Source organism: Providencia sp. PROV048, from assembly GCF_033688165.1.
GTDB classification, from domain to species: domain Bacteria; phylum Pseudomonadota; class Gammaproteobacteria; order Enterobacterales; family Enterobacteriaceae; genus Providencia; species Providencia hangzhouensis.
Genome location: NZ_CP096360.1, coordinates 1,683,788 through 1,709,131, shown reverse-complemented (window position 1 = coordinate 1,709,131; position 25,344 = coordinate 1,683,788). Strand labels below are relative to the sequence as shown.

Annotated in this window: 19 protein-coding genes, 8 tRNA genes and 1 pseudogene; 11 read left to right on the top strand and 17 right to left on the bottom strand. The window is 37.5% G+C overall.

What is annotated here, in order from left to right; genetic code table 11:
* Positions 1-436: 436 nt before the first annotated feature.
* Entirely contained in the window at positions 437-1,189 is a 753-nt protein-coding gene (mlaA, locus tag M1F26_RS07410; protein ID WP_140172338.1) for a phospholipid-binding lipoprotein MlaA, read from the bottom strand.
* 355 nt (positions 1,190-1,544) lie between these two features.
* On the opposite strand from mlaA, the gene M1F26_RS07405 reads away from it, so the two are divergent.
* Positions 1,545-1,619, top strand: a tRNA-Arg gene (locus tag M1F26_RS07405).
* A gap of 729 nt (positions 1,620-2,348) precedes the next feature.
* Here the strand turns inward: M1F26_RS07405 and M1F26_RS07400 are convergent.
* The 5 genes and pseudogenes from M1F26_RS07400 to M1F26_RS07380 form a co-directional block, all read right to left on the bottom strand.
* Positions 2,349-2,855 (bottom strand): AAA family ATPase, encoded by a 507-nt coding sequence (locus M1F26_RS07400; protein WP_140172337.1) that lies wholly within the window; start codon positions 2,853-2,855, stop codon positions 2,349-2,351.
* Positions 2,856-2,950: 95 nt separating this feature from the next.
* Positions 2,951-3,373, bottom strand: a pseudogene (locus M1F26_RS07395) (GNAT family N-acetyltransferase).
* Between the two features lie 97 nt (positions 3,374-3,470).
* Positions 3,471-4,001, bottom strand: coding sequence for an MltR family transcriptional regulator (locus M1F26_RS07390; RefSeq protein WP_227528924.1), 531 nt, complete (start codon positions 3,999-4,001; stop codon positions 3,471-3,473).
* A gap of 101 nt (positions 4,002-4,102) precedes the next feature.
* The gene (locus M1F26_RS07385; RefSeq protein WP_140172335.1) at positions 4,103-5,263 is read right to left on the bottom strand and encodes a mannitol-1-phosphate 5-dehydrogenase; all 1,161 of its coding nucleotides are present in this window, start codon (positions 5,261-5,263) and stop codon (positions 4,103-4,105) included.
* An 11-nt stretch (positions 5,264-5,274) separates the two neighbouring features.
* Positions 5,275-7,224: a PTS mannitol transporter subunit IICBA gene (locus tag M1F26_RS07380; RefSeq protein WP_140172334.1), complete on the bottom strand. Its 1,950-nt coding sequence runs from the start codon at positions 7,222-7,224 to the stop codon at positions 5,275-5,277.
* A 546-nt stretch (positions 7,225-7,770) separates the two neighbouring features.
* Here M1F26_RS07380 and M1F26_RS07375 point away from each other — a divergent pair.
* Entirely contained in the window at positions 7,771-9,006 is a 1,236-nt protein-coding gene (locus tag M1F26_RS07375) for an SLC13 family permease (protein WP_096864903.1), read from the top strand.
* Between the two features lie 52 nt (positions 9,007-9,058).
* Here the strand turns inward: M1F26_RS07375 and M1F26_RS07370 are convergent, their stop codons facing one another.
* Both M1F26_RS07370 and M1F26_RS07365 read right to left on the bottom strand, forming a co-directional pair.
* Positions 9,059-9,796, bottom strand: coding sequence for a cyclase family protein (locus M1F26_RS07370; RefSeq protein WP_004264854.1), 738 nt, complete (start codon positions 9,794-9,796; stop codon positions 9,059-9,061).
* Between the two features lie 228 nt (positions 9,797-10,024).
* A complete protein-coding gene (locus M1F26_RS07365; protein ID WP_094963177.1) occupies positions 10,025-10,867 on the bottom strand; it encodes a MetQ/NlpA family ABC transporter substrate-binding protein in 843 nt (280 codons plus the stop codon).
* 212 nt (positions 10,868-11,079) lie between these two features.
* Here M1F26_RS07365 and M1F26_RS07360 point away from each other — a divergent pair, with 212 nt between their 5' ends.
* The 5 genes from M1F26_RS07360 (at position 11,080) to M1F26_RS07340 (ending at position 17,479) form a co-directional block, all read left to right on the top strand.
* Positions 11,080-12,204 (top strand): CMD domain-containing protein, encoded by a 1,125-nt coding sequence (locus M1F26_RS07360; RefSeq protein ID WP_004264858.1) that lies wholly within the window; start codon positions 11,080-11,082, stop codon positions 12,202-12,204.
* Between the two features lie 4 nt (positions 12,205-12,208).
* On the top strand, positions 12,209-13,669 hold the full coding sequence (locus tag M1F26_RS07355; protein WP_004264859.1) for an FAD/NAD(P)-binding protein: 1,461 nt from the start codon (positions 12,209-12,211) through the stop codon (positions 13,667-13,669).
* A 3-nt stretch (positions 13,670-13,672) separates the two neighbouring features.
* The gene (locus M1F26_RS07350) at positions 13,673-14,686 is read left to right on the top strand and encodes a methionine ABC transporter ATP-binding protein (protein ID WP_004264860.1); all 1,014 of its coding nucleotides are present in this window, start codon (positions 13,673-13,675) and stop codon (positions 14,684-14,686) included.
* Positions 14,683-15,351 carry a methionine ABC transporter permease gene (locus M1F26_RS07345; RefSeq protein ID WP_004264861.1) on the top strand — a complete coding sequence of 223 codons (669 nt, stop codon included), beginning with the start codon at positions 14,683-14,685 and terminating at the stop codon, positions 15,349-15,351. Before M1F26_RS07350 ends, M1F26_RS07345 begins: the two co-directional genes overlap by 4 nt.
* Positions 15,352-15,712: 361 nt before the next feature.
* On the top strand, positions 15,713-17,479 hold the full coding sequence (locus M1F26_RS07340) for a potassium/proton antiporter (protein WP_227528923.1): 1,767 nt from the start codon (positions 15,713-15,715) through the stop codon (positions 17,477-17,479).
* Between the two features lie 247 nt (positions 17,480-17,726).
* On the opposite strand, the gene M1F26_RS07335 is transcribed toward M1F26_RS07340, so the two are convergent.
* From M1F26_RS07335 to M1F26_RS07310, 6 genes are all read right to left on the bottom strand, one after another.
* A complete protein-coding gene (locus M1F26_RS07335) occupies positions 17,727-18,020 on the bottom strand; it encodes a helix-turn-helix domain-containing protein (protein WP_140172333.1) in 294 nt (97 codons plus the stop codon).
* Positions 18,021-19,594: 1,574 nt separating this feature from the next.
* Positions 19,595-19,670 (bottom strand) — tRNA-Lys (locus tag M1F26_RS07330).
* A gap of 32 nt (positions 19,671-19,702) precedes the next feature.
* Positions 19,703-19,778: transfer RNA gene (locus M1F26_RS07325), tRNA-Lys, on the bottom strand.
* 36 nt (positions 19,779-19,814) lie between these two features.
* A tRNA-Val gene (locus tag M1F26_RS07320) sits at positions 19,815-19,890 on the bottom strand.
* Between the two features lie 34 nt (positions 19,891-19,924).
* Positions 19,925-20,000: transfer RNA gene (locus M1F26_RS07315), tRNA-Val, on the bottom strand.
* 26 nt (positions 20,001-20,026) lie between these two features.
* Positions 20,027-20,102 (bottom strand) — tRNA-Val (locus M1F26_RS07310).
* Between the two features lie 423 nt (positions 20,103-20,525).
* Here M1F26_RS07310 and gltX point away from each other — a divergent pair.
* From gltX to M1F26_RS07295, 3 genes are all read left to right on the top strand, one after another.
* Positions 20,526-21,947, top strand: coding sequence for a glutamate--tRNA ligase (gltX, locus tag M1F26_RS07305; protein ID WP_140172332.1), 1,422 nt, complete (start codon positions 20,526-20,528; stop codon positions 21,945-21,947).
* 176 nt (positions 21,948-22,123) lie between these two features.
* Positions 22,124-22,199 (top strand) — tRNA-Ala (locus tag M1F26_RS07300).
* A gap of 42 nt (positions 22,200-22,241) precedes the next feature.
* A tRNA-Ala gene (locus M1F26_RS07295) sits at positions 22,242-22,317 on the top strand.
* A gap of 70 nt (positions 22,318-22,387) precedes the next feature.
* Here the strand turns inward: M1F26_RS07295 and M1F26_RS07290 are convergent.
* Complete coding sequence (locus M1F26_RS07290) at positions 22,388-23,140, bottom strand: SDR family NAD(P)-dependent oxidoreductase (protein ID WP_136134211.1); 753 nt, start codon at positions 23,138-23,140, stop codon at positions 22,388-22,390.
* Between the two features lie 120 nt (positions 23,141-23,260).
* Here M1F26_RS07290 and M1F26_RS07285 point away from each other — a divergent pair, with 120 nt between their 5' ends.
* Positions 23,261-23,680 carry a MarR family winged helix-turn-helix transcriptional regulator gene (locus M1F26_RS07285; RefSeq protein ID WP_227528922.1) on the top strand — a complete coding sequence of 140 codons (420 nt, stop codon included), beginning with the start codon at positions 23,261-23,263 and terminating at the stop codon, positions 23,678-23,680.
* On the opposite strand, the gene M1F26_RS07280 is transcribed toward M1F26_RS07285, so the two are convergent.
* Positions 23,677-23,892: a DUF3820 family protein gene (locus tag M1F26_RS07280; protein ID WP_004264868.1), complete on the bottom strand. Its 216-nt coding sequence runs from the start codon at positions 23,890-23,892 to the stop codon at positions 23,677-23,679. The genes M1F26_RS07285 and M1F26_RS07280 overlap by 4 nt on opposite strands.
* An 80-nt stretch (positions 23,893-23,972) precedes the next feature.
* Positions 23,973-25,157: a NupC/NupG family nucleoside CNT transporter gene (locus tag M1F26_RS07275; protein WP_004264869.1), complete on the bottom strand. Its 1,185-nt coding sequence runs from the start codon at positions 25,155-25,157 to the stop codon at positions 23,973-23,975.
* Positions 25,158-25,344 lie beyond the last annotated feature (187 nt).

The following is a 25,344-nucleotide window of genomic DNA, read 5'->3' as shown; positions in this document are numbered from 1 at the left end:
TAAGCACATGAGTTCACCTCATCATTTCTTTATAAAATACACACTATCGCATTTTTAAGATAAATCGTTTTATATTTCATTAGATTACCATTCATTCTCTGAATGTTCTTATTTGCAAGTACAACCTAATAGCATATTTTATACTGATGATATCCACTAATATGTATGGCTTTTTCATCAAACTGTATTAATCACGCTATATTCTATTATTGGCTAAAGCCGAAAGGCATGTAAAAGAGGCAACAATGACTAAAACTTAGGAGGCTTTATGGGAACACTGTTTACTGTCGGTTTTATTGGTGTATTAGGGGTAATAGCCTTAATTGACACCATCTCTCAACGAGGAAAGCGAGACAATGATTAGCTTTTTATTTATCACTCTCTAGTATCATTCGTATACAAGAGAGTGATAAACCTTCCAAAACAATTCAATTTACTAATCTATCGAATCAAGCTGGTCTTCAATTGCTGCTGCATTTGGGTTTTCCATGGCTTTTAACGCACCACCACTTGATAAGAAATCATTACGTTGAAAATAAGCTTCTCGCATCATTAAATACGGGTCTGAAGAGTTCTTCAATAATCCATCTGAATCTAATAACCTTGCTCGGGTTTCAATCCCTTCTAGTGCCCACTTACCTGCTGACATCCAAAATGTGAGATAACTTAGCATTGGATATAAATCATCAACTAAGTCCCCCCCTTGTTCCCTCGGTGTTGCACTGCCATACCCCGGTAACACCACATAAGGACCATAGCCCACATCGTAATAACCCAATGTATTACCAAAGCGTTTAGGTTCTTCTTTAACTAGCTGAGGATTAGCCATTGATGCAACATCAATGAGTCCCCCCATACCAAAGACGGTATTAAGGAAAAAGCGGTTAAAATGTTTGAAACCTTGAGTGACTTCACCCCGCAAAAAGCTATTCAACATACTTGCAGGTTCTTCAAGGTTAACAAAAAAATTGGTTAATCCATTACGGGCAGGCATCGGGACATAATCATTCCAAGCAACAGCGACTGGTCTTAATACATAAGGGTCGAGGACGTTATAGTTGAAATTAAACATTGCTCGATTGAACCCTTCTAAGGGGTCTGAACGCTCATGTGTTTCTGGGTCAATGCTACTTGCACAACCTGCAATTAGCACCCCTGCCAGAAAAACGCCCGTCATGCGAAACTTCATAACATTTCTCCATTCCCTGCACCGTTCCACTACGGTACTTTCCACTGTAATAACTGTTTTGCTTATAGTAAGGCTAAAAAAAGAATTATGTTAATCCTTTTGAGTTATTTAATTCCCTTAAGGACTAATTATACGCCATTTAATCATATTCTTATTATAAGAAAATTGAACAATTAGTACAAAGCAGAAATACTCACTTCCCTCAATTATGGAAATGATAATCACCCTATTTTCGAGTGAAAAATAGTCAAAAAAATATTTATAGAAGATAAATTGGATTATTTGCCCGTAACAACTTGATTCAATTAGACCTGAACAGTAAAATGCCTTCGCTGTCGTAATTACGACTCCAAAAGTCCCCTTAGTTAAATGGATATAACGAGCCCCTCCTAAGGGCTAGTTGCAGGTTCGATTCCTGCAGGGGACACCACAGCAAGCTAAACCCAGCTATTCCCACCTAAATAAAAATCTCATCAAGCCAATCATGTCTACTACTCATACTCAATCCCCCCTATAAAGCGAAATACAAACCAAATCGAAACAGCAAGATACAAAAAAGCATACGAATTAACCGATACTTAAGGTTTGTATCTTCATATGTCAACAACGGCCCTATGTCTTGGCTTTTAAAATACTAAATCGCCAAAAAGAAAAATTTATAACGATGAAATGCCTCCCTGTAATTAGTTACCCAACGATTAGTAGAAGGCACTTCATAGGCAAACTTCCTAATTTATTATTAATTATTCTATTGCTAGATTAATATCCTCGTCGCATTTTCCGCTCTATTTGAATATTCTGACCAGCTTTAATACTGTTTAATGTGCTATCAACGTAAGGGGCATCTTTAGGATTTTCTTTACTTAACTCATGCCCAGAAGATGCACAAGCGGAAAGCATTACTGCAAAAACTATTATAAACAGCCTCATGTCATACCTCATATTTACACTTATATTAAGTTTTAGACCTATATAAGTTTGTAAGTTCAGATCAGCAATTAAACAATATCTAAACATTAAGAAAATAAGAAGTACCATAGACGCAAAAGCTGTGTTCGCATAAGCCTCGGTTGGTAGTAACCCAAACTTAATCATCTTAAATAAAATTATCGCAAAGATTAGTTATAAAGGTAGGTGCTTGGTAGTAAACCAACTCTATTTATTTTATTTTCTCTAAATGTTTTTTTATCGTATCAATACATTGTTCGGAGTTATCTATGATGATAACTTTAGATGCAAATAAAGGATTTTTAGCAAAGAAATCATCAAGTCTCTTATCAAATTGCTTTGTAAAGCGTAGCAGCTCAATCATATTAAAAAGAGTTTCTTTAGGCCCCATTGTTGTAAATTTCGATGAAAGGTATCGTTTTACAATTCTAAAGACACAAATACGATAAGGTATAATTAAGCGAATAATCAGCGTACAATCGTTAAAAAATGGTATTAAACGCCTATCGTAAGCACCTTCAACTATCCATTCCGTTTTAGACGTTATCGCTGAAACTAAGGCGTTAATAATAGGTTGAGGATTTTTGATATATTCCTGCTGAGTTTTATCCCAATAAATCTCATCATAACCATACACGGGCGTGTTAAATTCATCAGATAACTTGGCAGATAACGTCGTCTTCCCTGCTCCAGATGTTCCTATAATACAAACTTTCATATCTTCTCTTCGTGTATCAAATGCTAGCCGCACAAAATAAATTTAAATGATAACAACAATGTCAACTTACAGCAGATTAAATGCAGTAAATATGATTATGATAATTCAGTTTTAGTGAGATAATGCCTTTCCATGCCTGTCTCTGGGAAATCAGGCAAGGACATTTGTTTTACATATCCTAATTTTTCATAAAAGGGTAAGGCTTGAAAACTGAATGTATCGACTAAACTATGAATACACCCTAATTTTATTGCTTCTCGTTCAGCGGTATACATCAATTTACTGCCTAACCCCATTTTTCTGGCGTCCTCACTTACCCATAAAAAATCGATACAAAGCCAATTTGCCTTTACAGAAGCCAGTAATCCACCAAGCATAACACCAGAGTCATTTTAAAAATAAACGCCTAACTCACTAAAACGTTCTGCATTCAAATATTGGATATTAAAACTACGTAACCCTGCAAGTAGTTCTTCTTTATCTTCAGTGGTGATTTCATGTGCAACAATAATATTCATTCTATATTCTATTGATAGTCGGATAATAAAGCATTATTTCATACATATTTACTTTGATAAGTAAACAATAAAATATCAGAGAATTGAGTTTACAATTTTAAAATACATCGGTTTCTATAATTTGGGTAATTAAAGCAGTTACAGATAATACTAACGATGATTTTATCATTTGTTGAAAACGGTGTTTTTGCAATTCAATTAATTGGTTATCGACAAGATCCTCTGGTTGATTGAATCTCATCATTTCTGGTAAAGGTTCCATACAATGAAGCATTTTAACACTGCCTAAAATTTCATCATCCGTAAAATTTATATTTAAATTTTCTGCTGATAACGATTCATTCAAAGCAAGAAATAATTCTATATCTTCATAGGTTTCACGAGAAATCGCCCCTAATGCAAATAGAAGTTTCAAACGAACCGATAATTCTCCTAATGGCCCATTTCCAGTTAAAAGTGGTTCAACTGCATATTTTACCGCATAATCATCCTTTCTAAAAACTTTTAACATTAATTTATCAATAGCTTGTGAAATTAAAAGAACGACCTCTTGAACAAATAAATTTACTTCCGGCCGTTGATTTAACCGCTCAAGAATCTGATTTTCAATGTTTTGTTTATTTTCCATATTAGCTTCTTTTATCACTTTATAGCTATACTACTTACTATCATACTGTAGATAGCCATAAAGTGACTGAACCTCAATTAATCAATCTATTATCCGTAATATTACTTGTTACTCAATATCAATAACTGGTATTGGGAATAGATTCTATCAACAACCTCGGGATATTGCTCTAACCCACAAAGCTCAACAACCGCTTGATATATACCTTTGTCAGCAATTAACTTTGCCATTTCATTTGCTTGAGGATCAGCTTCACATCTGAAATGCAATGCGGCAGCAATTCCTATGATCAGATTTTCATTTGGTAATTGGTATTCAAATGTGCCTAACAACGGCTTAATTAAGCGATCATTAGAACTTAACTTTCTCATAGGCTGTCGCCCTACTCGACTAACATCATCTTTTAAATATGGGTTTGCAAAGCGACTTAGTATTTTATCTATGTATTGATTATGTATTTGTGAATCAAAGCCATAACGTTGAATTAAAACTTGTCCACTTTCTTGCATAGCCGATTTAACAACAGTATGGATCCTCAAATCCCCAATTGACTCACTAATTGTTTGGTATCCATATAATTGTCCCAAATACGCTGTCATCGCATGGCCTGTATTTAACGTAAATAGTTTGCGTTCAACAAATGCCATTAGGTTATCCGTTAATTCCATTCCATTGATAATAGGAATATCACCAACAAATTGTGTCTGATCAACAATCCACTCACTAAAGGATTCGACAGTAACGTCAAGCGGGTCATCATTCGCTGCATCCATTGGAGGAACAATACGGTCAACTGCGGAGTCTACAAAGCCAATATGCTGCTCAACCCATTGATGCAACTCTTCAGGCAATTGAGCCAATACATGTTGCTTTAGTTGGCTAGTTCCTCTTACCATATTTTCACATGCAATAATATTGAGCGGCTGGTTATTTCCCAACGATTTTCTATGAATAATGCCTTTAGCTATCGTTGAGGCAATTTTTTCCAGCACCTGTGGCCCGACTGCTGTTGTAAGCATATCTGCTGTTGCAATAAACTCTATCGTTTTAGGGTCATTACTATTAACAGCGTGAATGTGTTGGACTTTCTCAATACGATTTTCCTGACCAACAACATGAACATTATAAGATTGTTGATGTGCTAATTGGTCAATTAATGGCTGATTGACATCAGTAAAAGTTACTTGTGAATTTGCATCTGCTAATAATTTACCAATAAAACCGCGGCCTATATTTCCTGCACCAAAATGAATGACTTTCATTATTATTCTCCTCATGCTGCACTTTGAGACGCTAAAATTTCGAGTACTTCCTGAACATCTTGGGTTTCACATAAACGCTCAATAACCCCATCTTCATCTAAAGCGGAAGTAATTCGTGTGATAACTTCAATGTGCTCATTATTTTGTGCTGCAATACCAATAACTAAGCGGGCAATTTCATCAGGTTCTTCACCAAATTGTACGCCTTCAGGGTATTGGCAAACAACAATGCCGGTTTTTAATACTCGATCTTTTGCTTCTATGGTGCCATGAGGAACAGCAATAGATTCACCTAGATAGGTTGAAGTCAGTTTTTCGCGAGCTAACATCGCCTCAATATAGTCAGGCTCAACATAGCCACCCTCAACTAATTTTTGCCCCGCAAATTGAATGGCTTGCATTTTATTCTGTGCAGATAGGTTTAAATGAATATGCTTTGCACTCAATGTAAATATCGCATCATCATGATCTTCCATTTCATAGGATTCATCATTTGCTGCAATAATCGTTTGTTTAATCAGTCGTCCATCATTTGCTGCTTTAGGATTTTTTTTAGCTATTAAGTTTGTTACAAGATCATTATACGTTTGGCTATCTAGGAAATTAGTCAACGATATATGCATTGCATTTGGTGCAAATGTTTTCGCTCTTTGTGTTAAATCTTTATGCGTTATCACAATATCAACGTTATCCGGCAGGTCGTTAATTGCCATGTTCGAAACAGAAATTCCTAATAAGCCCGCATCACGCACCTTTTTAGCTAATACTCCTGCTCCCATGGCACTAGAACCCATTCCTGCATCACAAGCTACAATAATGTTGCGTACTTCGGCTAAATTAACAGAGGTATTTTGATTGATTTCTACTGCTGCCGATGATTTTGATTGCGATTTCATATTACGCATTTTTTTCGTAGCATTTTCGAGCTCATCATCATCACCTATGCGAGTTTTCTTTAATAAAATCGCGGAAACAATAAAGGAAACTAACGTCGCACTGGTGACTGATAAAATCACACCGACCAATGATGACTTAGGCGTCATCAACAGAACTGCAAATATTGAACCCGGTGATGCAGGAGAGACTAACCCAGCATGAAAAAGGTTCATAACAAACACTCCTGTCATCCCACCCAGAATAACTGCAAGAATTAACCGAGGATTCATTAAGACATAGGGGAAATAAATCTCATGTATCCCACCAAAAAAGTGAATAATTGCGGCTCCTGGTGCAGATTGCTTCGCATTTCCTTTACCAAAAAACATGTAAGCAAGTAAAACACCTAAACCCGGTCCAGGGTTGGCTTCAATAAGAAAGAAAATAGATGCGCCAGTTTCAGTCGCTTGTTGAATACCTAAGGGTGAGAAAATACCGTGGTTAATCGCGTTATTTAGAAATAATATCTTGGCGGGCTCAACAAAAATAGACGTGAGTGGAAGTAAATTATTCTCCACCATCACATTCACGCCTGCTGCCAATATTTTGGATAGCCCTGCAACAAGAGGCCCAATAGCTAAATAAGCCAAAATGGCTAATAACATGCCGATAATGCCGGAGGAAAAATTATTCACCAACATTTCAAAACCTGTTTTAACTTTGCCTTCTATCCACAAATCAAAACGTTTTATTGCATATCCGCCTAATGGGCCAGCAATCATTGCCCCCATAAACATTGGCATGTCAGCACCAACAATTACCCCCATTGTTGTTATTGCGCCGACTATTCCGCCCCGCTCTCCACCAACTAAACGGCCACCAGTATAACCGATTAATAGTGGTAATAAATAAGTGATCATAGGGCCAACAAGTTGAGCTAATGTCTCATTAGGCCACCAGCCAGTTGGGATGAATAACGCCGTTATTAATCCCCAAGCGATAAAGGCACCGATATTAGGCATAACCATATTACTGAGGAAACGCCCAAAATTCTGTACCTTTAATTTGATATTTGATGTTACCATGACAGAACCCCGTGGTACGAAAATGATAAAGTTGTAACGTTATCGCCAAATAACGTCTGTGATTTTTTCAACACATTCACTCTAGCATGAGCTTGATCAGATTCGCACCACGCGGGCCTTTTTGTGACCATCATCACCATCCAACCCCTACTTACCCCATCTTTATATTGACAAAGATCACAAAAAAATCGTGTCACTAAATTACATTGCTCTTTTTTTGCACTAAAAAACTATTTTTCGTGATTTAAATCACAAAATAAAAATCGCAATTTATCTTAAATTAGTGACAATAATCACAATTTATTTTCTATTTATCTTTTTCTACCCAGTGAACTGCCAACATTTTTTCATCTGCACAGATCATTTCTCAATTTTGTAATAAAATTACTAAACGTATTTTCTATTTCATTATAGCCACTGTCTTTTTGAGATAGTCTTAAATAGAATCAACAGCAACGCATTATTATCAATACATTATTTAGCCTTGCTTCGTCAGGTGTTCACCGATAAATTACCTCTAATTTTCTTAATTAAAATGTGAACATCATGACGTTAACCGTTATTGTTTTTCTTTTGGTTTATATTGCGATGGGCTTTGGTAAGCTACCTGGCTTCAAAGTTGATAGAACTGGCGCTGCGGTTATTGGTGCCTTAGCTATGATGGCTATCGATAGTATTACCCCTCCCCATGCATGGAATGCTATTGATTACCGAACTATTGGTATGTTATTTGGGCTTATGGTCGTTTCTGCTTCTTTTGTTGTTTCTGGTTTTTATAGCTGGACCGCAAACCGGGTGGCGATGCTAAAAGTTTCACCACCAATATTACTGGCTGTTTTAATTCTTGTCGGCGGCTTTCTTTCTGCATTGCTCACGAATGATGTTGTTGTTGTCGCCATGACACCATTATTAGTATCAATTAGTTTATCTCGCGGTTTAAACCCAATTCCTTTTTTGCTTGGCTTTTGTTTCGCAGCTAATAACGGAGCGGCGGGCTCATTAATTGGTAGCCCACAGAATATGATCGCAGCGCAAGGACTCGATATCTCGTTTGTTGGCTTATTACAGGCGTCTGCAATACCAGCCCTGCTTTCCTTACCATTAACATGGTTGGTACTTGTTTGGTTATATCGTAATCGTTGGTATTTGACTAAAGAAAATACATTAGCAACGCCCCCTAAAACCACCCAAGAAACATTAAATGTATGGGAAACAGCAAAAGCTGGCGTTATTACTTTCGCAGTTATCATTACCTTTATTGTGACAGATATTCCTAAAGAACTTATAGCGTTAACGGCTGCTGGATTTTTATTATTAAATAGATCCATTGCCTCGAGTGATATGCTTAAACTCGTCGATGGCAATCTTTTATTACTCATCATGGGATTATTTGTCGTCAATGCCGCTTTTGCCGCCACAGGTCTTCCTCAGCAATTATTAACTGATTTGCGAAGCTATGGTGTGGATCTCAACAATCCATTAGCCCTATTTTTAGTTACTGGTGTTCTAAGTACTATCGTTGGAAACAACCCTTCAGTCATGTTACTCGTTCCCTTCTTAACACCTGAAGGTAATGCCGATTCGTTAGGCGCAGCTCTCGTTTTGGGTTCTGGTTTTTCAAGCAACTTACTGGTTTTCGGTAGTCTTGCTGGCATTATTGTGGTCGAACAATCAGCGGCATATGGCGTGAAAATTTCTTTTGGTGAGTTTTCTAAATCAGGGGGAGTTGTAGCACTATTGTGCATGTTATTAGCTGCTGCATGGATTTTATTTGCTTTATAGGCTTTTTAGCCAATCTGCTATTACATAAGCAGATTGGCTATAATTATAAATCCTATGGCAGTATTGCAAAAGAACGAACAGGAAAACCACTAGCATTGTTTGGTTTAGCAACAATATTAAAAATTACAGCACCACGCGTGGGGACTTGGTCCAAATTAGCAAGTAATTCAACTTGGTATGTATCTTGTTCTAATACATAATACTCACCAAGTAACGCATTATTTTTTCGAAAATCTTTTGCTGCATCAGTATCAAATGTTTCATGGCCAATCGCTTTTATTCCGCGTTCTTCAAATAAAAATTTAAGTGCATCCATTCCCCAACCCGGTATTTGGTTATTGCCCTCGTCATCTTTATTATCCATCAGCTCTTGTGATGGCCAACGTTTACTCCAGTCAGTACGTAATGCAACAAAACTCCCTGATTCAATTCGGCCATTTTTCGCTTCAAAATTAAGGACATCATCAAGAGAAAATGCAAAATTAGGATCTTCTTTTGCCCTTTCAGACTGGTCAATAACAATCAATGGCAGAACAAGTTCTTTTAATTCAAGCTCATGTAAATAACGTTTCCCTTCAACGAAATGACAGGGAGCATCAATATGGGTGCCATATTGTCCTGGAAATGTAAATTGCTGTGCAAAGAAACCTTCTGGATAGCCAAATAATGTTTTAAACTCAGCAGAGTCAAACATAAAAAAATGCGGTGAGTCTTTATCGAAGCTATGTGTCAAATCAACCCATTTTTTAGATTTTATTACATTAAATGCATCAATTAATTCATTGCTCATATTTTCCCCTGTCAGTTCTATTTTCTAAATAAAATTATCTACAGACTATTTTTATAATGCCTTTCCTAACCTATTAAATAACGAAAAAACATCCTGTTGTCTACAAATTCAACACGAATCTTTTTCATATTAAATCAGTAAGATATTTATCTTTTATCGCAAAAAACCACTAATTAATAAAAATTAGTGGTTAACATAATATTAATAATAAAAAAATAGACTAGGATTTTATTTAGGGTATTTGTTCCAGCTGTCAGGTTCAATAAAACCATCATAAATACGCTGAGAACGAATATAATCTGCATACTCTTTAGATTCAAAAGCTTCTTTCAAATCTTTTGCCCACTGAGCATCTAGGTCTTTTTGCATGACAGTCACAATAACGCGATGCTCTAGCGGTGAGTTTTCTACAACTAAACCATCTGCAATACGTTGGCCGGCACTTGCCACATAGTTACCATTCACAACGACAAAATCAACATCATCTAATAATCGCAACCCTTGAGCCGCATCGGTTTCTCGAATATCTAAGTTATATTCATTTGGGGAGATATCATTAACACTAAAACTTAATGTACTCACATCAGGCTTAATTGTAATCCAACCTAACTTTTCCAGGATCCTAGCGCCACGCTCTGCATTAACGGGGTCATTAGATAATGCAACAATCATACCATCTTTCACATCATCCAGCGTTTTATGTTTATTTGACCGCAGGCTTTGAGGCGCACTCGGTGAGTCTGTCAATGCCACCATGTTAATATTATTTTTTTTGTTATAAGCCTCCATATAGGCACGGCTTTGATTTACAGAAGCATCAATAGAACCTTCTTCAAAAGCAGGATTTATTTGCCTATTCTGTGAAAATTGGCGCAAATTAACGGTATAACCTTTTTTTTCTAAAATCGGTACAATACCTTTATCCACTTGGTCAATATAATTGCCAACACCAAAGCCTATTGTAATTTGTTTTTTATTAGGATTATCTTTTTCACTATTATCGCCACACCCTGCCAACACAACTAAAGCAGTAGTAATTAAAGATAAACCTATTATTTTTTGTTTTAACATATGTAACAACCCTGTAAAGATATTTTGGGCAGTATAATCATAATTAAAGAGCACAACTTAGACTATATCGTTATAACTTAATACAAAAGTAATATAAGAGTCACTTGTAATTCTTTTTGGTTATAAATATATAACAAATAGATCGTTCGATTAGTGATGTGATTGATATGTAATGAAGGAGATAAAAACGTTTAAAAAAAGTGAGTTGCTTTATGACTATTTCCTATAATGATGTAATTAATTATTTAACTAATTTAACACCAGATTCCAATCTAGCTAAAATTCGCCATGAACGCTCAGTCGCGACTGAAAATACTCAAGCCGTATTTGAAGCTATTTTTTCTACGCCATCGACACTTCTCACAAATGATGTGAAATATTATTTTGCTCATGAAGTCGCGAAAATAACGGGAAGTCCCCGTCTCGCTGAATTTTATTTGCAATTAATAGACTCAATTCCTGATGAACCTCTTACCCAACCACTTTCCACAGCAAAAGAATATCTGCAAATTTTAACGCAATCACCTAAAGACACCCATTACCAATTAATTGCTGCATTAACTGAACAAGGTTGGCAAGAGAGTGACATCATTTTACTTGCCCAATTAATAACTTATGTCACCTATCAAGCTCGGCTAATCGAAGGGATCCTTTTACTGACAGATAATAGCAGCCTTACAAGTAATTCGTCCAAAGTTGTGGCTGGTAAATGGAACCATCAACTATTAACCCGAAAAGGGAACTCTTCTCCAACCTCTTTTACACAAGATAACTTAGGATGGGAAGCTTGGATTTCAGCAAGGGATGCGAAGACATTGTCTGTTGAAGAAGCTCAGGTTATGAAAAAATTTGGCCAATTAAACTCTGAATATTTTTTACTACTCGCACATCAAAGCAAAATTTTAGAATTACGAACTTTAGTTGACCGAGGCGTGTTTTATACCTCAGAAGGGTTACCCCGCTGGGAACGTGAATTTGCTGCGGCGGTAACGAGTAAAGTTAATGGCTGCATATACTGCGCTTCTGTACATGCTAGAAAAGCCAGTCAGTATGCAAAAGAACGACGTGCTGATGTTGATAAATTACTAGCAACTGCGACGGGTTCAGTACTTGCTGAAGGTTTTGATGACAGACTCCTAGCCATCACAGATTTAGTCGCCTCTTTATCTGCAACCCCCATCCAAGCCACACCATCACAAATTGAAGAGTTACAAAACTTGGGTTTATCTGAACTTGAATTACTTGATTTAGTTCAATCAACGGCCTTCTTTTCATGGGCGAACCGCTTAATGTTATCACTGGGTGAGCCCTTTGAAATAGTAGAGGATAAGGAGTAATTCAATGGAACTGATTATGGGTTTAGAGGCATTAGAAGCGCAAATAAAACAAGATTTGCAGTATTTAAATTTACCAATAACGTCTTGGTCATTATCAAAAAATAACCCTGAAAACCAAATTATTGATGTCGCTATCATTGGTGCGGGTATGTCAGGTATTACAGCCGCATTCGCTCTGAAATTACGTGGTATCAATGCAATTGTTTTCGACCAAGCCCCTGCTGGCAAAGAAGGCCCATGGCAAAGCCCTGCATTAATGGAAACATTGCGTTCCCCAAAACATGTGGTTGGCCCTGCGCTTGCATCCCCCTCTTTAACTTTTCAAGCTTGGTTTAAAGCCCAGTTTGGCATTCAAAAATGGGATGAACTCGATAAAATTCCACGTTTGCAGTGGGGAGAATATCTGCAATGGTATAAAACCATGACAGAACCCTATGTGCTTAATCAATATCGGTTAGTGGATGTGCAATTAAATGATAACTACCGTGAATTAATTTTTGATACCCCAGAAGGAACGGTCAGTTATCAAGCGCAACATGTAATTTTAGCGACTGGTATGGAGTCTTTTAGTGAAGCTAATATCCCTAGCTTTATGAATGACATCCCAACGAATTATTGGGAACATTCATATGCAGGTACTGACTATCGTCGCTTTAAAGGTTTAGACATTGGTGTTGTTGGCTATAGTGCAGGTGCTATGGATAGTTCAGCAACGGCATTAGAAAATGGTGCTAATTCGGTTGAAATTTTAATTCGTGCTAGCGATATGCCTCGTGTAAACCGAGGGAAAGTTGCTGGAAGCGCAGGTTTTACCAATGCATATGCCTATTTTACCGATGCTCAAAAATGGCATTACACGGACTATGTAGCCAAAGCCAAAACACCAGCGCCCCACGGAAGCACACTAAGAGTATCTCGTCATGAGAATGCTTATTTCAATTTCAATACTCAAGTTAAATTTATTGAATTAAAAAACAAAAAGTTACATGTCACGACAACGACAGGTAAATTTATATTAGATTATTTGATCTTGGCAACTGGTTATCGGATTAATTGGGCCAAGCACAGCGCCTTTCATCGGTTATCACCGCTAGTTAAAACATGGGGAGATGCATACACGCCATCCATTCATGAAGAAAATACAGAGTTAGCTTCACATCCTTATTTAGGTAATCACTTTGAATTTCAAGCGAAACACAAGCAAGACACACTAAAAATCAATCAGTTATATTGTTTTAACTTAAGTGCATCGCTCAGTATGGGGCCTGTTATAGGGTTAATCCCCGGAACTAATGTTGGGGCAGAACGATTGGCTGACCATATTGCAGCTCAATTGTACTTGAGTCATCAAGAACAACACCTTGAGCAAGTCAAAAATAGCCAAGAAGCTGAATTATTAGGTGATGAGTGGCAACCCGCTGCACCACCTTCAGAACGCGTGCAATTAACTGATAATGTAGAGTAAATTATGATTACCTTTCAAAATATTCAAAAAGTCTATGAAAAAGATGGGCAGTCTTTAGTTGCATTGCAAGACATTAATTTGCATATCAATAAAGGTGATATCTTTGGATTTATTGGTTATAGCGGAGCGGGTAAAAGTTCACTTATCCGCTTAGTGAATCAATTAGAAAAACCAACCAGTGGGGCAGTTATTATTAATGGCCAAAATATTGCTGAACATACCCCTGCAGAAACTCGTTCACATAAAAAAAGCATTGGTATGATTTTCCAGCATTTCAATTTGCTAGAAACTAAAACTGTTGCTCAAAATATTGCGATGCCTTTATTACTTTCAGGTGTCGATAAACAAGAAATCACTCGGCGAGTTGATAGCATTCTTGAATATGTCGAACTTAGCGATAAAAAACACCAATACCCTGGGCAGCTATCCGGTGGGCAAAAGCAGCGTGTTGGTATTGCTCGTGCTTTGATCAATAACCCACAAATTTTGTTATGTGATGAAGCCACTTCAGCCCTTGACCCGCAAACAACTCGCTCAATTTTGCAATTATTAAAAAAAATCAATCAAGAGCAAAATATTACTATCTTGCTCGTAACTCATGAAATGGAAGTCATTGAAGAAATCTGTAACCGTGTAGCCGTTATGGAATCAGGAAAAATTGTCGAAGAGGGAACTGTACTTGATATTTTTGCAAATCCACATCAAGACACAACCAGAAAATTTGTAGGAACAGTGTTAAATGAAGAAATTCCAGAACGCGTTCTACATAATTTAGAACACCAACAAGATGTTTATCGTCTTGAATTTTTAGGGTCCTCTGCGCAACAACCTGTTGTTAATGAGTTAATACTGAAAGAAATTGTCAAAATAAATATTTTGTTTGCCAATATGAAAGAAATTAGTGGTGTCGTGCTAGGCAGTATGTTTGTCCAATTTATTGGTGATAAAGAAAAAATTGAAGATGCAGTTTCTTTTCTTCGCCAACGTGGAGTTGCAGTTAATAAGGGGGCACTATGACACAATTATTCGAAACCGCTTTAACAACTAAACAGTTTTTATTAGCGATGTCAGAAACTTTTACGATGGTTAGCGTTGCGCTCGTATTAGGTTCTATATTTGGGATCTTATTAGGTATCGTACTTGTTGTAACGAGACCAGACGGTATTTGGGAAAATAAATGTATTTATCGTATAGTGAACCCGATTATTAATATTATTCGCTCACTGCCTTTTATCATCTTATTAGTTGCTATGATCCCTCTCACACGCTTTATGGTGGGAACTTCAATAGGAACAACTGCAGCAATAGTGCCATTAGTCATTTTTATTGCGCCCTATACCGCACGCTTAGTTGAAAATTCATTACTCAGTGTACATTCGGGTATTATTGAAGCGGCTGATTCTATGGGAGCGACTAATTGGCAAATTGTTTGGCATTTTATTTTACCAGAAGCAAAGTCATCATTAATTTTAAGTTTAACCGCTGCAAGTATTACTTTAGTCGGTGCAACCGCGATGGCAGGAGCCGTTGGTGGTGGTGGCGTTGGTGACTTAGCTCTAAACTACGGCTACCAACGTTTTGATAATGTCGCAATGGCTATTACCGTTGTTACATTGGTAATTATAGTACAAGGCATGCAATTTATTGGTGACTATTTAGCTAAAAAAGCGCGCTACCATTAATTAGATGGTGAAGGTCGAAAGAATATTCGGCCTTCTCTCTTTTACCTTACTTTATAAGTGCCTATTTTCCCCCTCAATGCTTATGTCCCCCATTTCAAAATTACCTTTAATTAAAAAATTAAAAATAAAGTGGACTACGGTGCCTACTTATTCAAATTTATCGTTTTTTTACGTGATTTAACTCACTTTAATAATAAAAAATGCGATAAATAATCAAATTATTTAAATTTATTTATATTATAATCATGTAGATATACTTTTTAATGGATATTATCAGCTTTTCGCTAAAATAATCTATTCTCTATGTATATTTAGTCGTCTTGCTGTTTTTTCGTTTTTTGCTTTCTACGCGCGCTTTACGATGCATCGTCAGCGTTTTATTCACTTACAGATTAAACTGATTATGCCAACTATTGAACAACTCATTTTATTGATTTCTATACTCATTCTTTTGGGAATTTTCTCTAGCAAATTGTCTGCTAGGCTCGGTTTACCTATGCTAGTCATGTTTTTGTTTATTGGCATGTTAGCAGGCGAAGACGGGATAGGTAAGATTACATTTGATAACGTGAATGTTTCCTATGCCGTTGGTTCTCTCGCCCTTGCTTTAATTTTATTTGATGGGGGTCTACAAACATCAGTAAAATCAATTCGTCTAGTTTGGAAACCATCTTTTACACTAGCAACATTAGGCGTTCTTGTCACCGCAGGTGTGACAGGTCTCGCTGCTGCCTATATTCTCGGCGTTCCTCTGCTTGAAGGGCTATTACTTGGCGCTATAGTAGGTTCTACCGATGCCGCCGCCGTTTTTTCCTTACTACGCAACGCGGGGATCTATTTAAATGAACGATTGCAATCCACTTTAGAAATAGAAAGTGCAACAAATGACCCTACGGCCATATTTTTAACTGTTGGTTTATTACAACTTTTAATGAACCCACAAGCTTCAGGTAGTGAATTAATTCTGCTGTTTTTTAGCCAAATGGGAATAGGTACTGTTGTTGGCTTGAGCGTTGGCTGGGTTTCAGTCAAAATTATCAATAAGATTAAGCTATTAGCTACTGGTTTGTATCCTGTGCTTGTCGCTGCATGTGGACTACTATCTTTCGGTCTCGCCAGTAATTTAGAAGGCAGTGGGTTTTTATCTATTTTTGTCACTGGTGTTGTGATTGGTAATCATCGGTTTGTTTTTCAACGCAATACATTTTTGTTCCATGATGGATTAGCATGGCTAAGCCAAATTATCATGTTCGTTATGCTAGGGTTACTTGTCAACCCAAGTTCTCTTATTGAAGTCTGGCTTGAAGGCTTAATTATTGCTCTGGTCTTAACGTTTATCGCGAGGCCATTGGCTGTAATTCCTGTTCTAAAATTATTTGGTTTCCCTAAACCTGAAATAACATTAATTTCTTGGGTAGGGTTACGTGGCTCTGTTCCTATTATTCTTGCTATTTTCCCGTTTATCTACGGGCTACCTAATGCCCATTTAATTTTTGACGTGGTTTTCTTTGTGGTATTAATTTCAGCAACCTTACAAGGCTCAACCTTGCCTTACGTTGCACGTAAATTAAATTTAATGCAGCCACCTCCATTGATCCCTGCGGCCACTTTAGATATTACCGCAGTAGAACAAATAGACGCAGATTTAGTGGAATATACATTAGGAGAGGATTGCTCTGCAGTGGGTCGCCGATTATCGCAGCTTGCATTACCTGACCAAACTGTCATTGCAATGATCACGCGTGAAAAAAGTGTTTTACCTCCAAGGGGTTCAACTACCTTTCATGCTGAAGACCATTTATTCGTTGTTCTTAAACCTGAAAATCGTATTTTTCTTGAACGCCTTTTTTCAGAAAAAAACATCTCTGAACACACTCCTATTGAACTTCCCGATACAGGGCTAAGTCTAAAAGGAACGACTCGATTAAATGAGATCTACTCATCTTATGGTATCCAAATTGATAATAGTGATGAAAGGACTCTTAACCAATTTATTTACGCTTCTATATCGGAACCTTTGCAAGATACCATCATAAAATTAGATCAACTGCAATTAAGAATTGGAGAGATGATAGGCACACGTATCGTAACCGTAATATTAGAGCCAATCAAAGAGCAGGAAGGTTAACGGAGCATAAATATCTTACCCAATATTTTTCTTAGATATTGAGTAAAATCTTAAGTAATAATTATTTTAAGATACAAAAATAAAAGCCCTTTCGGGCTTTTATTTGTTCTTTAATGAAACATAAGATAAAAACAGCTATTGTCATTTTAAGCTATAAATAGCAGGTATATTTAATTTATGTTCCTAATTGAAACAATTAAGAATTAAAGCGAATTACGTTTCATTCTAAAACAATATAGATATTTAGTTACACCAGAGTATATGCAGAGCTTTCAAACCCCTTATTACCCGTGTTCTCATCTACTTGAGTATCCTCTTGCAGGACTTCACTAAAAAACTCACCCATGTTAACGTCTAAAACTTTTAATACTCGAACTAGACAATCTATATCGATACGATTCACACCACGCTCGTAACGAAATAGCTGCTGTTCACTTATATCTATCTCTTTAGCTAACTGAAAAACAGTAAAGCCTTGAGCTCTTCTAAGGGCTTTTATTTTTTGTCCAACTGCACAAGCGACAGGATATTTCGTGTTCATAAACATTCTCGCTTCAATTTATATTTAAGGAAATAAAAATTAGCAGATAATTATCTACATATTTTATTTTTTATATTTATGTGTATAACATTGATAATGCTACAGACGATTCAGCATATATCTAACAGAATGATATACTACCCTTATAATTAGTTTCAACTAGTCCTAAATTGACATTGCAACTATGTAACAAAGTATTTCACGCTATACATTTCCGTATTAAAATCAAAATAATACTTTAATATCACAAAGTTACACGCAACATGTGTATCACTGCATAGTAATATCCCAGAGGATATGCCTAAACTCTTGGAATATTCATCTAAAAAAGACCTATATAGCCGATGCATAACCTAAAAATAAAGGAAATAAATAGAATTATTTAACACTGTAACAATATTAATGTTATTGATACAATTAAACTCGATGAAAAGTGATAAACCCAGTATAAATGATACTTTTATGTAAAAAATGGTAAAAACAGTCAATTTTATCTCTAAAACTCTCTAATTCGACAAAATATCAGTACGTTAAAAAGCCAGTTAAACTGTTACAATTAGTAAATTACTAAATTTTTAAAGTAGCAAGAAATGGATTTATTATCTACAAGTACCAAACATAACAAAACCATAACGTTAAGAAAGCTTATTATTCATTTTACTAGATGAATATCACAAAATTATGAAAAATAACTTTCATCGACAGTCTGTTTTTGATTCCACTTGTTTCTGTTTTTTTAGGATGAAAGATAATACAAAATTTTAAAAATAAACACAATTCAAGCATTTATAGCTAAATTACAGATTTTTATATTTACGATATAATGAAAGCTATTTATAAAAAATGATAATTACTCGTCCATTCTATGGAAGAGTAATTAGCCATTCATTTATGCTTAAATGACGTCATTATATTTTAAAATATATCCTGCTAATGCCATATTAGAATATAGACATAAAAACTAAGTGGTTTTCAAAGTACATCTTGAATTATTTTACATATTAGGCGGGCTGTGTAGCCGATAATTCTCTAAGTTCTTATCATATTACTTAGAAAATGCAACTTACAAAATAGGTGTATTATTTAGTGAGTAAGTGTTTACTGAGCTAAGTATTAGTTTGGATTATTTGCTTGATAATGGCTTGAGATGGTGGGTCGTGCAGGATTGAAATCCTTCGGATTTGCCCTGCGGGCTAAACCTGCAACCAGCTTGTCGAGGTATGGCTTAACGACTGAGTGTTTACTTAGGTGATTGTTAAATTGGATTATTTGCTTAGGAATGGCTTGAGATGGTGGGTCGTGCAGGATTGAAATCCTTCGGATTTACCCTACGGGCTGAACCTGCAACCAGCTTGTCGAGGTATGGCTTAACGACTGAGTGTTTACTTAGGTGATTGTTAAATTGGATTATTTGCTTAGGAATGGCTTGAGATGGTGGGTCGTGCAGGATTGAAATCCTTCGGATTTACCCTACGGGCTGAACCTGCAACCAGCTTGTCGAGGTATGGCTTAACGACTGAGTGTTTACTTAGGTGATTGTTAAATTGGATTATTTGCTTAGGAATGGCTTGAGATGGTGGGTCGTGCAGGATTCGAACCTGCGACCAATTGATTAAAAGTCAACTGCTCTACCGACTGAGCTAACGACCCATCTTGGAAGATCTGATTTTTTACTGCTTAGATGGTGGGTCGTGCAGGATTCGAACCTGCGACCAATTGATTAAAAGTCAACTGCTCTACCGACTGAGCTAACGACCCATCTAAATTGTGTTTCAATGCAAATAACTGATGAAGTGGTGGGCGATAGCGGGCTCGAACCACTGACCCCCTCCTTGTAAGGGAGGTGCTCTACCAACTGAGCTAATCGCCCACTTCATGACTTATACTACATTATAATAAATAATTGGTGGGCGATAGCGGGCTCGAACCACTGACCCCCTCCTTGTAAGGGAGGTGCTCTACCAACTGAGCTAATCGCCCAATTATTTATTTTTCATCGTCAACGGTGGTGGGCGATAGCGGGCTCGAACCACTGACCCCCTCCTTGTAAGGGAGGTGCTCTACCAACTGAGCTAATCGCCCCGTCGTCGATGGAGGTGCATTATAGGGATACTGAGTTCTGAGTCAACGCTTTTTCAATAGATTTTTTTCGTTCGTTGCAAAAATAATCAAGATGTTTCAATATTCACCAGAAAAGCTGCCTTTTTAATCAATTACCTATCATTTTCTCTTTATTCTTTTAAGAAAAAAACAGAAACTATTTTTAAAGCGCATTTATTTATGTCAAATTTGGCGAAACAAACTAATTTCTTGTCTTCTATCCTGATAACTTGATTGAGGAATCATTGTAGGATGATAGAATAGATATACATTTTAGCAATGCTTAGACATTTCACTGCTTAGAACATCAAACTCGCCATCAAGTTAATTGTGCCTGTTTTTAGTCTTCTAAACAGTAAACAGATAAGCGCTTCAAAAACATGTTTTGCAATTAAGGCAATCTCGATGAGTAAAATCAAAACCCGTTTTGCACCAAGCCCAACTGGCTATTTACACGTTGGTGGTGCACGTACCGCTCTGTATTCCTGGTTATTTAGTCGCCACAATCAGGGCGAATTTGTCCTGCGTATTGAAGATACTGACTTAGAACGCTCAACTCAGGAAGCTATCGACGCCATTATGGACGGTATGAACTGGTTGAATTTAAATTGGGATGAAGGCCCTTACTATCAAACTAAACGCTTTGACCGTTATAATGATGTCATTGACCAAATGTTAGATGCGGGTACCGCTTATCGTTGTTATTGTTCGAAAGAGCGCTTAGAGGCGTTACGTGAAGAGCAAATGGCAAATAATGAAAAGCCTCGTTATGATGGCTGCTGCCGTGACCATGCACACAACCATACACCTGATGAGCCGCACGTTGTTCGTTTCCGTAACCCACAAGAAGGTTCTGTTATTTTTGACGACAAAATTCGTGGGCCAATTGAATTTAGTAACCAAGAGCTGGACGATTTAATTATTCGTCGTACTGATGGTTCACCAACTTACAACTTCTGTGTGGTTATTGATGACTGGGATATGGAAATTACCCACGTTATCCGTGGTGAAGACCATATCAACAACACGCCTCGCCAAATCAACATTCTAAAAGCATTAGGGGCACCAGTACCTGTGTATGCTCACGTTTCGATGATCCTAGGTGATGACGGTAAAAAACTATCAAAACGTCATGGTGCGGTTAGTGTTATGCAATATCGTGATGACGGTTATTTGCCGCAAGCACTTCTTAACTACCTTGTGCGTTTAGGTTGGTCTCATGGCGACCAAGAGATTTTCACTGTTGACGAAATGAAAGAATATTTCAGCCTCGACGCTATCAGTAAATCAGCAAGCGCATTTAATACTGAAAAACTGCAGTGGTTAAACCACCACTATATCAATACATTACCAGCAGAAGAAGTTGCAACCTATCTTGCATGGCATATTGAACAACAGAATATTGATACCAGCACAGGGCCTCAATTAGTTGATCTAATCAAATTACTTGGTGAACGTTGTAAAACATTGAAAGAAATGGCGGAATCTTGCCACTATTTCTACCAAGATTTCGAAGAATTTGACGCTGATGCGGCGAAAAAACACTTGCGACCAGTTGCTCGTCAGCCTTTAGAAGTCGTAAAAGATAAATTAGCTGCGATAACTGATTGGACGGCTGAAAATGTTCACCAAGCCATCGAAGCAACTGCCGCTGAATTAGAAGTGGGTATGGGTAAAGTGGGTATGCCTTTACGTGTTGCTGTGACAGGTGCTGGCCAGTCTCCAGGCCTTGATGTGACCGTTCACGCTATCGGTCAAGCTCGCTCTATCACTCGTATTGAGAAAGCCTTAGCGTTTATCGCTGAACGTGAAGCTTCTGCTCAATAATTTAATATTATTGGCCCTCAATTTATTGGGGGCCAATTCTCTGATTCATCCTCCCTTCTCCACTCAACTGATTGCAAAATGTTCTATATTTCAGCAATTAAACCTAAAACCCTATTATTTTATTGACACTCTAACTTAGCTTGAATATGATGCATCCCGTCCAAAAGATTTTGTTTGGGGCTATAGCTCAGCTGGGAGAGCGCTTGCATGGCATGCAAGAGGTCAGCGGTTCGATCCCGCTTAGCTCCACCATCTAATTCCCTGTTAGGTGGCACAATACAAAACATTTCGATTGGGGCTATAGCTCAGCTGGGAGAGCGCTTGCATGGCATGCAAGAGGTCAGCGGTTCGATCCCGCTTAGCTCCACCAATCATTTAAATACTAAAAGTCACTATTCACCTCTTCCATTTTAAATCAATAATATCTTTTAGATTATGAATTACTGCGCGGTATAACCACCATCAATAGGAATAAATGCACCGGTTATAAAGCTACTTTCTTCTGATAACAAAAAGGCCACCACATTAGCAATTTCTAGCCGAGTAGCCATTCTGCCCATTGGGTGAGTAGAAGCCATCCATTGCTGCGTTTCCTGTGGTAATGCACTAATATTCGGTGTTTCTATATAGCCAGGGCCAACAGCATTGATACGGATACCTTTTTGAGCGTTTTCTAAGGCAGCGGAACGTGTTAATCCAAGTACCGCATGCTTTGCTGCAGTGTAAGGTGCTATACCCGCTATCCCTGTTACCCCATTGCAAGCTGATAAATTTACGATAGCTCCCCCACCACTACGCAAAATCATAGGAATACTGTACTTCATACCGTGAAATGTCCCTGTTATATCGGTTTCAATCACCTCATGCCAAGCCTCTAAAGGATAATCCTCAATATTGACGCCATGAGGTCCAGTGATCCCCGCATTATTCACCAAATAGTGCAAAACACCGTATTGTTGCTCAATTTTTTCGACTGTTGTTTTAAAGTCTTGTGCATTTGCGACATTCATTTTTATAGCATAGACACGTTGTCCTGTTGGGTCTATCTCTCTAGCGGCTTGTTGTAAAGCGACCTCATTGCGCCCCGTAATTACCGTTATCGCGCCAAGTGAATACAGCTTTTGTGCAATAGTAAAACCGACACCTGTCGATGCCCCTGTAACCAATGCCACTCGCTGATTAAACTTCCCCATAGCTCACCTCAATTATGATTAACTTTAGTTAACTATAATTAATTAACCAAAGTTAATCAACTGGTCGTCTTATTATTAAAATCAATATATACTCAATAGATTGAATGTTACGGAGTTTTCATGATGCCAAATTCTCTTGAAGATGCGCTTTCCCTGCTGCAATGTACGCTAGTTGCGCGCAGAGTTAGCTTTACCCCAGAGCAAATAACTTGGGGTCAATATGATGTGCTAGAGATATTGAGATTAAAAGGGGATTTAACACCAAGCCAGTTAAGCCAATCACTTGGCCTCTCTCGCCAAAATTTATCGAAATTTCTTCGAGCTCTGAAATCTTATGAATTTGTCGAGCAATATCAATCTGAAGAAGATGGACGGGAACTGATCACCCGTTTAACCGACAAAGGGCATCATTTTTTGCAGCGTGCAGCCACAGGACGTGCTGAAAATGCAGCTAAGGTCAAAGCAGCATTAACGCCCCAAGAACAAAAACTATTTATTACTTTAAGTCAGAAAATTACTCACGCACTAGGCCACGATTAACCCCGTTTTAAAGGCTTTACCAGCCCTTCTAAGCCTTCTATTTTTATTCCTAGGGTCATTTCCATTAACTGCCCTAAGCGTCCAGCAGGGAACTCTCCTTTCTTATAGAACCATAATAAATATTCTTCGGGTAAATCAATTAAGACACAGCCTTTATATTTACCAAATGGCATATACGTATTGGCCATATCAATGAGATCTTGTTTTTCCATTGTTATTTCTCTTTCGTATCAAAGCATAAAAAACGGCGCTCATTTGAACGCCGTTTCTTAATCTAACATGTTTTAGTGGATTACAAAACTAACCCAACAACCGCTGCGGATAAGAAGCTAACTAAGGTTGAACCATACAGTAATTTTAAACCGAAACGAGCCACGGTATTACCTTGTTTCTCATCTAAGCCTTTAATCGCACCTGCAATAATACCGATGGATGAGAAGTTAGCGAAAGAAACTAAGAATACGGATAAGATACCAACAGAACGCTCAGATAACCCACCAGCAATCGCTTGTAAGCCATCCATCGCAACGAATTCATTCGTTACCATTTTCACTGCCATAATTCCGCCAACCTGTAAGGCTTCATCGGCAGGAATGCCGAGCATCCATGCAAATGGATAGAATACGTAACCTAACATGGTTTGGAAGTCGATACCGAATACAGCTGAGAAAATACCGTTAATCATCGCAATGAGGGCAATAAAACCAATCAACATCGCTGAAACGATAATCGCTACTTTAAACCCTGCAAGAATATATTCACCTAACATTTCAAAGAAGCTTTGCCCTTCGTGCAGGTTGCTCATTTGAATATCTTCTTCACCTTCAGGTGGATACGGGTTAATCAGTGATAGTACGACGAAAGTACCAAACATATTTAGAACCAATGCAGCGACCACAAAACGCGGCTCTAACATGGTCATGTATGCCCCAACGATAGACATAGATACCGTTGACATGGCAGTTGCCGCCATGGTGTACATTCTGCGGTCTGACATCCGGTTCAATTGGTCTTTATACGCAATAAAGTTTTCTGACTGACCCAGTAACAATGAACTGACTGCGTTAAAAGACTCTAACTTACCCATACCATTCACTTTCGATAACACGGTACCGATGATACGGATCACGATAGGGAGAATTTTGACGTGCTGTAAGATCCCGATCAACGCAGAAATAAAGATGATTGGGCATAACACTTGTAAGAAGAAGAATGCTAAGTTCCCTTCAATCATGCCACCAAAAATAAATTTAGTCCCTTCTGCTGCATAGCCTAGCAAGTGAGTAAATACCCCTGCCACACCAAGAACAAAAGATTCGCCAATATTCGATTTTAAGAACAAATACGCTAATGCAATTTGAATAACCAGTAGTTGAACAACATAGCGAGGACGGATCCCTCTACGGTTACTACTGGCTAAAATGGCAAGAGCGGCAATTACTACTAAAGATAAAACGAAATGCAGGATCGAGGTCATATGCGACTCCAACAAATTTAAGAATCAGTCTATGTGCATATTCTATGTAATAGACAACATTTAAATGAGACGGGTGTCACATTAATATGAAAGCTTACTAGGTGTATTTTGCAAAAAGAAGAAGGGGATCACGTTTCAACCATAACAATTCCTAGCATTCGCTTTTTTTGCACAGAAATTTTACTGA